Below are 12,190 nucleotides of genomic sequence, written 5' to 3' on the forward strand. Positions count from 1 at the left end.
GCCCTCATTGCTGTCGCCAGGAAGCTGCTGACCATCCTCAACGCCATGCTGCGCGACCGAAAAATCTATAAGGTCGAACCATCAACATAACAGTTGCCGGATCTGCGCTTGCGCTTGTCCGGGACGACGAGTTGAGTTTTTGGCGCAGATTGCGCTTCCGACGCCAAGAGTTACGATGCCTCCCAATCAGCAACGATCGGGAGACGCATCCATGAGCTCACTCGCCGGCAAGCAGGGCCCGCGTTATCGCCACGCGGCTGAGGACGGCGCACCGTACGAGACCATCGCCGTCGAAAAGCTCACGCCCATCATCGGCGCGGAAATCTCCGGCGTCGATATCGGCGAGCTGGTCGAAGGCGATGCCCGCTCTATCAGGCAGATGGACGAGATCCACCGTGCGCTGGCCGAAAATCTCGTCATCTTCTTCCGCGACCAGACCATCACGCCGAAGCAGCATCTCGCCTTCGGCCGCAAGTTCGGCGAGCTGCATTTTCATCCGGCCGCGCCGCACGAGGATGAAGATCCGGCGCTGATGAAGATCTATGCCGACAAGAATTCGCCGCGCGCCAACGGCGAGGGCTGGCACTCCGACGTCTCCTGCGATCTCGAGCCGCCGATGGGCTCGATCCTCTACATCAAGCAATGCCCGCCGCGCGGCGGCGACACGCTGTTCGCCAACATGTATGCGGCCTATGAGGCGCTGTCGGATCGCATGAAGGCCTATCTCGATGGGTTGACCGCATTGCACGATGGCGAGCCGATCTATCGCGGGCTCTACGCGAACTACGGCGTCGCCGATCGCCCCTCCTATCCGAACGCCGAGCATCCGGTGGTGCGTACGCATCCGGTCACGGGCAAGAAGGCGCTCTACGTCAACCGCGGCTTCGTCCGGCACATCAACGGCATCCCGCGCGACGAAAGCGATGCGATGCTCGCCTATCTCTACCAGCACGCCGAGAACCCGCTGTTCCAGTGCCGCTTCCGCTGGACCGAGAATGCCATCGCCTTCTGGGACAACCGCTGCACCCAGCACCGCGCGATGTGGGACTACTGGCCGCACACGCGCTCGGGCACGCGCGTGACGGTGAAGGGGGAACGGCCGGTGTGAACATATCGTGGCGCATCACCGCCGCTATCGCTGCTGCGCTTTTTCCGCTCCTGGTGTCGTCAGTCGACGATGGCCAGGCGGCCGTGGCTCGCAGGGCCGCGCGGGCCATCAAGCCGCCCGCGCCCGAGCCGTGCGATCCGCGCAGGTTCAAGATCATCCTCGATGTCGGCCACACCTCCGAATCGCAAGGCGCGACCAGCGCGCGCAATGACGTGGAATTCGGCTTCAACCTGCAGCTGGCGAAGCTGATTGGCGAGAGATTGAAGGCGGCGGGCTTTGCCGCGACCCGCGTGCTGGTGACCGACGGCAAGGCGCGGGCAAGCCTGCTCAAGCGCGTCGGGACCGCAAATGACGCACATGCCGATTTCTTTCTTTCGATCCACCACGATTCCGTCCCGGACAAGATGCTGGAGACGTGGGAATTCGATGGTGCCAAGAGCTATTTCAGCGATCGATTCAGCGGCCATTCGCTGTTCGTGTCCGAGCGCAATCCGCGCTTCGCCGCCAGTCTCGCCTTCGCCAAGCTGCTGGGCCGGGAGCTGAAGGAGAAAGGCCTGCAATACGCCGGCCAATACGCATTGCCGGTGATGGGCCGTTATCGCCACGAATTGCTGGACAAGGATGTCGGCGTCTACCGCTATGACGGGCTCGTGGTGCTGTCGCAGACCCGAAGCGCCGCAGTGCTGCTGGAGGCCGGTTCCATCATCAATCGCGACGAGGAGATGGCGATGAACTCGCCGGAGCGGCGCGAGCTGATCGCGACGGCCGTGGTGACGGCGATGCGGAGCTATTGCGAGAGGCGGTAGTTTCCTTCACTCGCAATGACGAAAAGGCTACAGCGGCGTTCCCCGATACTCCCGGTTGGCCAGGCTCGCCTCTTCCAAATCCAGATCGCGTTCGATCCGCCGCCGCGTCTCGTCGGTGATCTGGCCGTCGCGCAGCAGGCCATGGATGAATTTACGCTCTGCGGCGATCAGCTCGCGGGTCAGCGCGGTGCCGGCGGCGGAGACGTCGTGGTGGGCTGGATCGAGCGAGTCCGGAAGCTGGTTGACGCGGATCTCGTGGCGGGCGCGGAGCAGCCGCATCACCTCGTCCGAGACTTCTTTCTCTTCGCTGAACGCATCCAGCGATTTCAGCGCGGCGTCGAGCGCCTGGCGCCGTGCGGCGATCTCGGCCTCGTGTTCGGCGACATGCTCGCTGCGGCCGGCTTCCGCGATGCCGAGCCAGCGCACCACCGGCGGCAGCGTCAGGCCGACGCCGATCAGCGTGATGAAGATGACGCCGAAGGCGACGAACAGGATCAGGTCGCGATACGGGAAGGCATCGCCATCGGGCAGCGTGAACGGCAGCGCCAGCGCGGCCGCCAGCGACACTGCACCGCGCACGCCGGTGAAGGCGAGCGCGAACGGCCATTGCCAGGGCGGCGACGGATCGCGCATGCGGAGCGACTTGCTGAGCATCCGCGGCAGATAGGTCGCCGGATAGAGCCAGGCGAATCGCGCCAGAACGATGACGACCATGACCACGGCGGTCGCGAGCATGATGTCGTCGAGCGGGAACGCCTTCGACTTCTCATAGAGCGCGCGCATCTGGAAGCCGGTGAGCAGGAACAGCAGGCCCTCGATCAGATAGATGATGAGGTCCCAGAAGAATATGCCCTGCAGGCGCGTTGCCGCCGAGATCCAGAGTGGCCCGTTCCAGCTGACATAAAGGCCGCAGGCGACGGTGGCGATCACGCCGGAGCCGCCGACATGTTCGGGCAGCCAGTAGGACACGTAGGGCGTGATCAGCGATAGCGTCAGCTCGACGCGCGGCTCGCAGGACCATTTGCGGAAGCGGAGCGAGAGCCAGCCGACGCCGATGCCGAAGGCGATCTCGCCGGCGACGATGAGGGCAAATTCGCCTGTCGCCAGCGGCATCGAGAAATGCCCGACCATGATCGCGGCCAGCGCGAAGCGGTAGAGGATCAGCGCGGTGGCGTCGTTGGCGAGCCCCTCGCCCTCGAGAATGACCAGCAGCCGGCGCGGCATGTTGAGCCGCCGTGCGATCGCGAGCGGCGCCACCACGTCGGGCGGCGCGACGATGGCCCCCAGCAGGAAGCCGACGCTCCAGGGCAGGCCGATCACATAATGCGTGGCCGCCGCGACCGTCGCCGCGGTGAAGATCACGGCGCCGACCGCAAGCAGCACGATGGGGCGCAGATTGTTCCGGAACTCGCGCCAGCTCATGGCGACGCTCGCCGAGTAGATCAGCGGCGGCAGCACCATCAGCAGCACCAGTTCCGGCGGCAGCTCCACCGGCGGCATGCCCGGCACGAAAGCGAGGCCGACACCGGAGAGCATCAGCAGAATGGCAGGCGCCATGTTGAAGCGCCGTGCGACCAGCGCGGTGCCGGCCAGCACCGCGAGCAGGATGAGAAAGGCCTGAAATTTCGCTGCGATCATGACCTCTGTCTTGGCCCGGAAGCGGCCAACAGGTCAATGCAGGGCGGCTTACACCAGCCGTTCAGCCACCATCCGCCCGACACGCGCGAACACGGCCTCGAGCTGCGCAGGATTCGGCGTGCCGCCCTGGGTGTAAGTGGCGATCAGGATCGGCGCATCGGGTTGGGGCCAGGCAACGGCGATATCGCCCGATGCGTCCTTGCCGTTGTTGCCGGTCTTGTCGCCGATCGTCCAGCTTGCCGGCAGACCGCCGCGCAGCCGGTTCGCGCCGGTCTTGCAGCCCACCATCCATTCGGTGAGCTGGGCCCTTGAAGCGGGCGACAGCGCCTCGCCGATCACCAACCGCTTGAGATTGCCGGCCATCGCAGCCGGCGTCGTGGTGTCGTGGGGATCGCCGGGGGGCGAGCGGTTGAGCTCGGGCTCGATATGGTCGAGCCGCGAGGTCGTGTCGCCAAGCGAGCGCCAGAACGCCGTCAGCGCGGCGGGCCCGCCGATCCGTGCCAGCAAGAGATTGGCGCAGGTGTTGTCGCTGAGCTCGACGCTCGCCTTGCATATGTCGGCAACGGACATCGTGCCGGCGGAGAGATTCTGTTTGGCGACCGGCGCGTAGTCCAACAGATCGTCCTTGCCGTAAGGAATCATGGCGGACAGCTTCTCTTCGCCGCGATCGACCCGCGCCAGCACACAGGCCGCGAGCGAAGCCTTGAAGGTCGAGCACATCACGAAGCGCTCGTCCGCCCGCCAGGCGAGTTTTGCGCCGGTGGCGAGGTTCTCCGCATAGACCCCGATCTTTCCACCGCTTTCGCGCTCGTAGGAATCCAGCTCGGGCGGCGCGTCCGCGGCGAGGGCGGGAGAGGCGGCGATCCAGCAGAGCGAGGCGAGCAGGGAACGACGGTCGAGCAGCATGGTGGACCTTTGGGAGGTGGGAGAGAGCAAAGCGACGAACGCGCCACACGCGCCGTCATTGCGAGCGAAGCGAAGCAATCCAGAATCCTCGGCTGTGGGATTCTGGATTGCTTCGTCGCAAGAGCTCCTCGCAATGACGTGTGGCGAGAGTTGGGCTCGCAATGACGGAGAATGGAGAGAGAGTGTGCCCGATTTCGGGCAGGCAAGACGCGCCCCCTCACTCCTTCAGGTCGTAGCGATACGATTTCGATACGATCTGCCAGCCGTCGGCGAGCTTCATCGCCACCAGATAGTCCGTGAAAAAACGCGGCGGCAGCTGGCATCTGACCTTGATGAAGGCGGTCTTGTCGTCCGAGCGGTCGATGGTGACGATGAAATCCTCTCGCGGCTTGCCCTCGGCCTTGGCGGAGGGACGCTTGCGTACCCAGGCGAGCCAGTCCGGCACGGTCAGGATCTTCAGCTCGCCCTTTTCAACCCAACGCAGGTCGGCGGACGGATGGAACGCCTCGGCCAGCTTGTCGGCGTCGCCCTCGTAAAGTCCGTCGAAATAGGTTTGCACGACCGCTTCAACGCTCGACCGGTTCTGGCTCATGAGGCATCCCCTTGAATGATGGCTGGGCGCGAACTTAGTCGCGCCCCTCAAATTGCGCTACGGGTGTTCCCAGCCCTTTGCGCGAGCCGTGGGAACCTTGGTCGATGCCGCTGCGGTCGCCCCCGTTTTCGTCCGCTTGGCGGCGCCGATGCACGACATCCCGGACAATCTGCCGCAGTACCGGGGGCATGTCGGGGATGCCCAGGGAGGAAAATCGGCCCGCGCGCATTTGGCGCCGAACCTGTAACGCGCTGCCGCGACTAACAAAAGGGGCTCCCTGGCCTCGTCACTAGTGCTGCTTTGGTGACCTCGATCACAGGTGCGGGCGGCGGATCTTGCTAAGGCTGCCCTTCAGGGTGTGAACTGCCCCCCCAAGCTTTTTGGAAGTCGTGCCATGCGCATTTTCTTCAGACTTTGCCCGTTGCTCCTCGCTGTTGTGCTGCTGTTCGGCGCCGAGCCCGCCTTCGCCGGAAAGCGTGTCGCCTTGGTGCTTGCCAACTCGGCCTATCAGAACGCGCCTTCACTCGCCAATCCCGTCAATGACGGTGCTGTGATGGCAAAGACGCTGAAGGACGCCGGGTTCGACGTCGTCGATTCCCGCCACGATCTGACCGCGCTCGAGACGCGGCGCGTGCTGCGCGACTTCGCCGATGCGACCCGCGATGCCGACATCGCCCTGGTCTACTATGCCGGCCACGGCATCGAAGTCGACGGCTCCAACTATCTGATCCCTGTCGATGCCAAGCTCGAGCGCGACACCGACGTCTATGACGAGGCGCTCTCGCTCGATCGCGTTCTGGTCGCGGTCGAGCCGGCGAAGCAGCTTCGCCTGGTGATCCTCGATGCCTGCCGCGACAATCCGTTTGGCAGGACCATGAAGCGCACCTTGGCCTCGCGCGGCATCGGCCGAGGCCTGGCCCAGATCGAGCCGGCCAGCACCAACACGTTGATCGCCTATTCGGCCAAGGCCGGCTTCACGGCGCAGGACGGCGACGGCGCCAACAGCCCGTTCACGATCGCACTGTCGAAGCATCTGACGACGCCGGGCCTCGACGTCCGCCGTGCCTTCGGCTTCGTGCGTGACGACGTGCTCCGGGCGACCGGCAACAAGCAGGAGCCGTTCGTCTACGGCTCGCTCGGCGGCGAAGACGTGCCGCTGGTGCCGGTCAAGGCCGCGCCCGTGACCGCGGCTGCACCCGCGAGGGATCCGCAGACCGATATGCGCCGCGACTACGAGCTCGCGCTTCAGGTCGGCAACAAGCCGGCGTGGGAAGCCTTCCTGGCCCAGCATCCGGACGGCTTCTATGCGAGCCTTGCCAAGCTCCAGCTCGACAAGATCCAGGCCGAACAGGCTCATGCCGCCGCGACCGAGAAGGCGAAGCAGGCCGAGGCCGAGCGGGACCGTCTCGCCGCGGCTGGCGCGCAGAAGGACGCGCAGGCCAGGGCCGCGGCCGATGCGCAGGCCGCCGAACAGGCCCAGCTTGCTGCGCAGAAGGCCAAGGAGCAGGCGCAACAGCAGGCGGCCGCTGCCGAGCAGCAGCGCACCAGTCTTGCCGCCGCGCCCGCCAGTACCGCGAGTCCTGCGGGTACGAACGTCGCCGCGCTGACACCAACGAGCACGCCGGCCGATCTCAGCCGCTCGGTGCAGACCGAGCTCGGCCGCGTCGGTTGTTTCTCCGGCCAGGCCGACGGCGTCTGGAACGCGTCCGCGCAGCGGTCGCTGTCGCAGTTCAATCGCTATGCCGGCACCAAGCTCGACGTGAAAGTGGCGAGCACCGATGCGCTGGACACGGTCAAGTCAAAGCAGTCGCGCGTCTGCCCGCTGGTCTGCGATCACGGCTTCAAGGCCGATGGCGATGTCTGCACCAAGATTGTCTGCGACGACGGCTATGCGCTGAACGACGACAATCAGTGCGAGAAGCAGCGTGCTGCCAAGCCGGCCAAGCCTTCAACTGACAAGCCCGCAACCGCCACTCGCGACGACAGTCCCGCCCGGCCGCGTCGTCAGTCGGGCGGCGCTGCTACCGCCGGCGCGGGGCGCGCCTCGGGCGGAAGCGGTCAGATCTTTTGCAACGATCTGCTCTGCCGTCCCGTCAGGCCCGGCTGCCACCTCGCCTATCGCGGCGGTGGCGGCCCGCACAATGATGCCAATTACGAAGTCTGCAACTAGAGTAGAGCGTTTTCTTGGAAACGTCAGCCTATCGATGCAATGCTGAAGTCTCCCGCGTTCAGCGTGATAGGCAGCTTTTGACCTGAGCGGTTATCTCGGTGCTACCTTGGCGCGTTAGTACCTTGTAGAGCACGCGATAGCCTCGGGAGATGATTTTGAAGCTTTTCATTTATACTTCTGCAAATGTGCAAGAATGATTTCGAGCAACGGAAGCCCCGCCTGGACGGCAGCGGTAATTGATTTTCTGTCTCGAAACCTCCTTGGCAGTCGCGAAGCAGGGGGATGGCAGCACCTTTTCGAGACAGCTCATCAAATCGGTTGCGAGGCTTTGGTCGCGCTGGGCCAAGCCGATGAAACCGAAGTGGGCGCAACACCCCGTGCGGACGCTCGACTACCGGACGAGTTGCCCCGTTGGGACGATCTGTGCGTTTCGGTACTCAGGTTGGCGGGGCAGAATAGCTTGATAACTTATTACCCCCCTGATCGCGGCGTGCCTTCGTCGGAGAGTGACCGGAACTCTCATGAGAGAAAATCGCGACCACTGCCGAACATCAGCTCTGCACACGGTCTTGGTCCTGCCCATGCAACGCCTGAGGTTTTCTCGGTCCTTGAGGCGCTAGGACTGCTTTCTGAAGGGCAATGGAGCCAGGTTGCCGAGACAGTGCTTTGGCGAGAACAGCCAATGGAATGGCGGCTGGATATTAGGTCCGACCCGCGTTTTGCGTATGCAGCCGAACAAGCTCTGGCTACAATACCGACCGATGTCGGCTCCGAAATGGACAAACTCATCGTCATCACGGATGAAGATGTGAAGACGATGATGACGCAGATGAACGAATGGGAAGAGGAGCAGCGCGCCAAGTTCGGGCCGAAAGTACAGACGTTACCGAGAACATCCGAAACGACTCGAAAGTCATTGGAGTTCAACTGTCGCTGCGACCTTGACTGGCTGTTCTTCCGCCGATGGCGTCTAGCTGACGGATGGCTCCTACCGAAAGATGCGAGCAAGGCACTGGGAATCTTTCACGACCCTCTCGCCATTTCTATGCGACGTGCAGTTACAAAACGGCGTTATCCTGAAGTGAAGTTTTTGGCTGATTTACCTTAGCCGGCGCAAAGCCGTTGAACGACTTCCGAGAGATGAGCCGACCAAGCAGAAGCAGCCCGCCGAGGGCAGCTTGTGACCAACCTCGAACCAGCGATTGGCAAAAGGGGGAACTGTCATACTTTGTCACTATGAATGTGTAAGTCGCAAAGCTCAGGGCGACTGAATTCTCATGCAACGTCTTTCACATTCGATTTCAAAAGTCCGGCTCGCTGCGATTTCTCTTACGGCTGCTGCGGGGCTACTCGTCACGGCCTATTTGGCCGGACTGGAGTGGAGATTAGGCTCAATGTGCCCCGAGTTTCGTAGCGTCGATTCATACGCGGCACAAAATCTCTGGTATATCTGCCCGTGGATTGTCATGCTGATTTGTCAATGCGCTATGATGCGCTGGACGAAGTCTGGAATAGCGTTCTATGCTTCGTTTGTTTTGTCCCTAATAGTCGTCTTAATAGAGATTGATGAGTTGGCTATTAGCGGGGTTCAAGGCGTAGGGCTCTGGATGCCGGATTGGGCATTTTGCGATCGGTGGATTGGGTTCGATTTAACTTTGTCTTTAGCGCTGCTTACAGGATACATCACTGCGCCCTTCGCGGGAGTGCTTGGGTTGGCCACGGTGATTGGACTTTCTTGGAGTTGGTTTGAGTCCAGTCGTCTGCACAGCGAGTGACGTCACGTGCGACAAGCTACTTTCGTAACAGCAATGCTGGTTCGTGTCCCATAGCCGACTGGTTTACGGCCAATTGGCCGTGTCCGGTGTTGAAGACTGATCGGGCTCAGCCTTGGCTTCCGCACGGGCTAATGTAAGGCGCGCCAGGCTCCCAACGACGTCCTGGCAAAAGCCAGGATAATATCAGTTCGAAATCGCGCTCGCCGCGATGTTCACCGTCAGCGCCAGCAGGGCCGTGTTGTAGATGAACGACACGATGCCGTGCGCGGTGGCGGTGCGGCGGATGGTCTTGTCGGTGATGCCGACGTCGGAGACCTGCGCGGTCATGCCGATCACGAACGAGAAATAGACGAAGTCCCAATAGTCGGCGTGGTCTTCCTTGTCGCCGCTGGGAAACTGCAATCCGCCGACCGGCGCGCGATAATAGTCATGGGCATAGTGCAGCGCGAAAGTGGTGTGTACGGCCGCCCAGGACAGCACGATGGTGGCGATCGCAATGGTCAGCTCCGCGGCGCCGCGATGGGCGCCGAGCTCGGCGACGATCGCAGCGATGCTCGCGAACGCGCCGATCGCGATCACCAGCAGGATCACGAAGCGACCGTCGTCCTGCATCGCTGCGCTGCGACGGATGTGCTGGTGGTCGTTGCACAGCATCATCGTGTAGACCAGCACGAGATAGACGGCGATCAGCGCATCCCAGCCGAACAACAGCCGCGTCACCAGCCGGTGCGAACCGGGAACGAGCAGGCAGACGAGAATGCCGACCGCAAGCGAGATGAAAGTCCGCGGCCGCGCGTAGATCAGCCGCATCGGCCGCGACATCTGGCGGAAGCGGGCGAGAACGGGGTCTTCCTTGTCCATGCAGATCGTCCGGTGAGGTCTTAGCCGCATCGTAGGTGCGCTCCCTCCCCCGCTCGCGGGGGAGGGTTGGGGAGAGGGTGTCCCCGCACGCGAGAACCCCCAAGAGGAGAGAACCCTCACCCGCGCCTTCGGCGCGACCTCTCCCGCAAGCGGGAGAGGTGAGGGAGCCCGGAGTTGCTAGTTTTTCCGCTCGGCGACGAAGTGTGCGGCGGCTTGCAGCACGGCGGCGCGATCGCCGAAGATCGAGATGGCGTTGTCGGCGCGCGCCAGCAAATCGCGCACGCGCTGCTTGGCGCCTTCGATGCCGAGCTGGGTGACGAAGGTGGTCTTGCCGAGCGCGGCATCGGCGCCGGCCGGCTTGCCGAGCGCGGCGGCATCGCCTTCGACATCGAGCAGATCGTCGGCGATCTGGAAGGCCTCACCGAGCGCGCGGCCGTAATCGTCGAGCGCCTGATATTCCGCCTTCGAGGCCTGGCCGAGGATGGCACCGGCGATGCAGCCAAAGCGCAGCAGCGCGCCGGTCTTCATCTGCTGAATGCGGGCGACATCGATCGGCTCGTTGCCGCCGAAGCGGCCTTCGCCGGCGAGATCGAGGATCTGGCCGCCGACCATGCCGCCGATGCCGGCGCAGCGCGCCAGCGCGCGCGTGAGAAGCAGCCGCACATTGGCGTCGCGATGAATCTCGTCGCGTGTGACGATATCGAAGGCGATCGTCAAAAGACCATCGCCGGCGAGGATCGCGGTGGCGTCGTCAGTCTGCTTGTGGAGGGTGGGGCGGCCGCGGCGCAGGTCCGAATTGTCCATCGCCGGCAGATCGTCATGGATCAGCGAGTAGCAGTGGATGCATTCGAGCGCGGCGCCGACGAGCAGGGCGGCTTCGCGGGGAACGCCGAACACGGCTGCGCTTTCCACCACCAGGAACGGCCGCAGACGCTTGCCGCCGTTGAGGCTCGAATAGCGCATTGCGTCCATCAGCCGCTTGGGGCGGGCGATCTCATCGTGCAGGATGTCGTCCGACAGCAGGCGCCCGAGCAAGGCTTCGGTGTCATCAGCGGTCTTGTCCAGACGTTTGGCGAAATCGGACGGGGACGTGCCGGTCATCAAGAAAGGCTCCAGAACCAAAATTCGGCGGACAATCCTTTATGCGCCCGCTCCAGTCAATCGTTTGGAAGGCCTAAAAAGTGCTGGAAAAGGCCCGAATTATCACAGACTTAATGCCGGGATCGTGGCCGCGTTTCATTTCCCGCTGGAAAGGTCGATTTGCGCATCGTCAAAATCCTGCTGGTAGCGCTCGCGGTCGTGGCTCTCGCGCCCTACGTGGTTGCGCCGTTCTACCGCACCGGTCATCCGGTTTCGACGCTGATGGCCTGGCGCTCGCTGACGGGCGCGCCGATGCACCGGGAATGGATCGATCTGGTCGAGATGTCGCCTTATCTGCCGCGCTCCGTGGTTGCGGCCGAGGACGCCCATTTCTGCAAGCATCACGGCATCGATTGGGGCGCGCTGCGCGAGGCGATCAACGATGCGCAGGAGGATGGCTCCGCCTTCCGCGGCGCCTCGACCATCACCCAGCAGGTGGCGAAAAACCTGTTCCTCTGGCAGGGACGGGATTTCGTCCGCAAGGCGCTGGAGTTTCCGTTGGCGCTCTGGATCGATTTCGTCCTGCCCAAGCACCGGATCCTTGAAATTTACCTGAACATCGCCGAGCTCGGCCCCCAGGGCCAGTTTGGGGCGGAGGCGGGCAGCGCCTATGCTTTCGGCAAGTCGGCCGCAAACCTCTCCCCCCGGGAGGCGGCCCTTCTGGCTTCGATCCTGCCGAATCCGGTCAAACGCAGTGCCAGGGTCCCGGGGCCGGGCGTCAGGCGGCTGGCCGGGACCTATGTGGCCAGGGCGCAGGCCTCCTGGCTTTTGACCTGCTGGCGGGACAATCGCTGATTTCGGGCCCTTTTCGGGCGTATTTTCCGGTCCAAGAGCCTAGCTTTACGGCCAACCTTCCTCTATAAGCCCGGCCTTGATCGGCATTCAGCTCGCCTCGTATTGCGGGTGCTGAGCCGTCCCTTGCGGACGATGCCTGGAAACACCAATCCCTAGAGGATAGCGAAATGGCCGTTCCGAGAAGAAAAACCTCGCCGTCGCGTCGTGGCATGCGCCGCTCGGCAGATGCCATCAAGAAGCCGACTTATGTGGAAGACAAGGACTCTGGTGAGCTCCGTCGTCCGCATCATCTCGATCTCAAGACCGGCATGTACAAGGGCCGTCAGGTCCTGAAGAAGAAAGAGTCCTGAAGACTCTTCTCAGGCGGAGTTATCCTCAATCAGGATGACGTGACCTGCC

The 12,190-nt window shown here is 63.2% G+C and carries 12 protein-coding genes; 7 read left to right on the forward strand and 5 right to left on the reverse strand.

The genetic code is table 11. The annotated features are described in order from the left end of the window. Positions 1 to 211: 211 nt before the first annotated feature. Together JQ621_RS32600 and JQ621_RS32605 are read left to right on the forward strand one after the other, a co-directional pair. Complete coding sequence (locus JQ621_RS32600; protein WP_212241095.1) at positions 212 to 1,108, forward strand: TauD/TfdA dioxygenase family protein; 897 nt, start codon at positions 212 to 214, stop codon at positions 1,106 to 1,108. Further along, positions 1,105 to 1,914 carry an N-acetylmuramoyl-L-alanine amidase family protein gene (locus tag JQ621_RS32605; protein ID WP_212241097.1) on the forward strand — a complete coding sequence of 270 codons (810 nt, stop codon included), beginning with the start codon at positions 1,105 to 1,107 and terminating at the stop codon, positions 1,912 to 1,914. Before JQ621_RS32600 ends, JQ621_RS32605 begins: the two co-directional genes overlap by 4 nt. A gap of 27 nt (positions 1,915 to 1,941) precedes the next feature. On the opposite strand, the gene JQ621_RS32610 is transcribed toward JQ621_RS32605, so the two are convergent. From JQ621_RS32610 to JQ621_RS32620, 3 genes are all read right to left on the reverse strand, one after another. Next, a complete protein-coding gene (locus tag JQ621_RS32610; RefSeq protein ID WP_249125715.1) occupies positions 1,942 to 3,552 on the reverse strand; it encodes a Na+/H+ antiporter in 1,611 nt (536 codons plus the stop codon). A gap of 48 nt (positions 3,553 to 3,600) precedes the next feature. Next, the gene (gene bla, locus JQ621_RS32615; RefSeq protein ID WP_212241099.1) at positions 3,601 to 4,458 is read right to left on the reverse strand and encodes a class A beta-lactamase; all 858 of its coding nucleotides are present in this window, start codon (positions 4,456 to 4,458) and stop codon (positions 3,601 to 3,603) included. A gap of 217 nt (positions 4,459 to 4,675) precedes the next feature. Next, positions 4,676 to 5,050 carry a nuclear transport factor 2 family protein gene (locus JQ621_RS32620; protein ID WP_212241100.1) on the reverse strand — a complete coding sequence of 125 codons (375 nt, stop codon included), beginning with the start codon at positions 5,048 to 5,050 and terminating at the stop codon, positions 4,676 to 4,678. 394 nt (positions 5,051 to 5,444) lie between these two features. On the opposite strand from JQ621_RS32620, the gene JQ621_RS32625 reads away from it, so the two are divergent. The 3 genes from JQ621_RS32625 to JQ621_RS32635 all read left to right on the forward strand — a co-directional run bounded on the left by JQ621_RS32625 (position 5,445) and on the right by JQ621_RS32635 (position 8,995). After that, positions 5,445 to 7,220 (forward strand): caspase family protein, encoded by a 1,776-nt coding sequence (locus JQ621_RS32625; RefSeq protein ID WP_212241102.1) that lies wholly within the window; start codon positions 5,445 to 5,447, stop codon positions 7,218 to 7,220. A 193-nt stretch (positions 7,221 to 7,413) separates the two neighbouring features. Further along, complete coding sequence (locus JQ621_RS32630; protein ID WP_212241104.1) at positions 7,414 to 8,328, forward strand: hypothetical protein; 915 nt, start codon at positions 7,414 to 7,416, stop codon at positions 8,326 to 8,328. A 169-nt stretch (positions 8,329 to 8,497) separates the two neighbouring features. Beyond that, positions 8,498 to 8,995, forward strand: coding sequence for a hypothetical protein (locus tag JQ621_RS32635; protein WP_212241106.1), 498 nt, complete (start codon positions 8,498 to 8,500; stop codon positions 8,993 to 8,995). Between the two features lie 183 nt (positions 8,996 to 9,178). On the opposite strand, the gene JQ621_RS32640 is transcribed toward JQ621_RS32635, so the two are convergent. Then, a complete protein-coding gene (locus tag JQ621_RS32640) occupies positions 9,179 to 9,856 on the reverse strand; it encodes a DUF1345 domain-containing protein (protein WP_212241108.1) in 678 nt (225 codons plus the stop codon). A 177-nt stretch (positions 9,857 to 10,033) separates the two neighbouring features. Continuing rightward, complete coding sequence (locus tag JQ621_RS32645) at positions 10,034 to 10,957, reverse strand: polyprenyl synthetase family protein (protein WP_212241110.1); 924 nt, start codon at positions 10,955 to 10,957, stop codon at positions 10,034 to 10,036. A gap of 159 nt (positions 10,958 to 11,116) precedes the next feature. Here JQ621_RS32645 and mtgA point away from each other — a divergent pair, with 159 nt between their 5' ends. Next, positions 11,117 to 11,791 carry a monofunctional biosynthetic peptidoglycan transglycosylase gene (mtgA, locus tag JQ621_RS32650; RefSeq protein WP_212241112.1) on the forward strand — a complete coding sequence of 225 codons (675 nt, stop codon included), beginning with the start codon at positions 11,117 to 11,119 and terminating at the stop codon, positions 11,789 to 11,791. Between the two features lie 167 nt (positions 11,792 to 11,958). Next, positions 11,959 to 12,141, forward strand: a complete 183-nt coding sequence (rpmF, locus tag JQ621_RS32655) for a 50S ribosomal protein L32 (protein ID WP_007598106.1) — start codon at positions 11,959 to 11,961, stop codon at positions 12,139 to 12,141. The last annotated feature ends 49 nt before the right edge of the window (positions 12,142 to 12,190 follow it).

This window comes from Bradyrhizobium manausense (assembly GCF_018129685.1).
Taxonomy (GTDB): Bacteria; Pseudomonadota; Alphaproteobacteria; order Rhizobiales; family Xanthobacteraceae; genus Bradyrhizobium; species Bradyrhizobium manausense_D.

What these genes read in the sequence shown, in the direction of transcription:
- JQ621_RS32610 (WP_249125715.1), bottom strand. Translation starts at nt 3,552, where the DNA reads ATGATCGCAGCGAAATTTCAGGCCTTTCTCATCCTGCTCGCGGTGCTG.
- JQ621_RS32640 (WP_212241108.1), bottom strand. Translation starts at nt 9,856, where the DNA reads ATGGACAAGGAAGACCCCGTTCTCGCCCGCTTCCGCCAGATGTCGCGG.
- JQ621_RS32645 (WP_212241110.1), bottom strand. Translation starts at nt 10,957, where the DNA reads ATGACCGGCACGTCCCCGTCCGATTTCGCCAAACGTCTGGACAAGACC.
- JQ621_RS32620 (WP_212241100.1), bottom strand. Translation starts at nt 5,050, where the DNA reads ATGAGCCAGAACCGGTCGAGCGTTGAAGCGGTCGTGCAAACCTATTTC.
- JQ621_RS32630 (WP_212241104.1), top strand. Translation starts at nt 7,414, where the DNA reads ATGATTTCGAGCAACGGAAGCCCCGCCTGGACGGCAGCGGTAATTGAT.
- JQ621_RS32600 (WP_212241095.1), top strand. Translation starts at nt 212, where the DNA reads ATGAGCTCACTCGCCGGCAAGCAGGGCCCGCGTTATCGCCACGCGGCT.
- rpmF (WP_007598106.1), top strand. Translation starts at nt 11,959, where the DNA reads ATGGCCGTTCCGAGAAGAAAAACCTCGCCGTCGCGTCGTGGCATGCGC.
- bla (WP_212241099.1), bottom strand. Translation starts at nt 4,458, where the DNA reads ATGCTGCTCGACCGTCGTTCCCTGCTCGCCTCGCTCTGCTGGATCGCC.
- JQ621_RS32625 (WP_212241102.1), top strand. Translation starts at nt 5,445, where the DNA reads ATGCGCATTTTCTTCAGACTTTGCCCGTTGCTCCTCGCTGTTGTGCTG.
- JQ621_RS32635 (WP_212241106.1), top strand. Translation starts at nt 8,498, where the DNA reads ATGCAACGTCTTTCACATTCGATTTCAAAAGTCCGGCTCGCTGCGATT.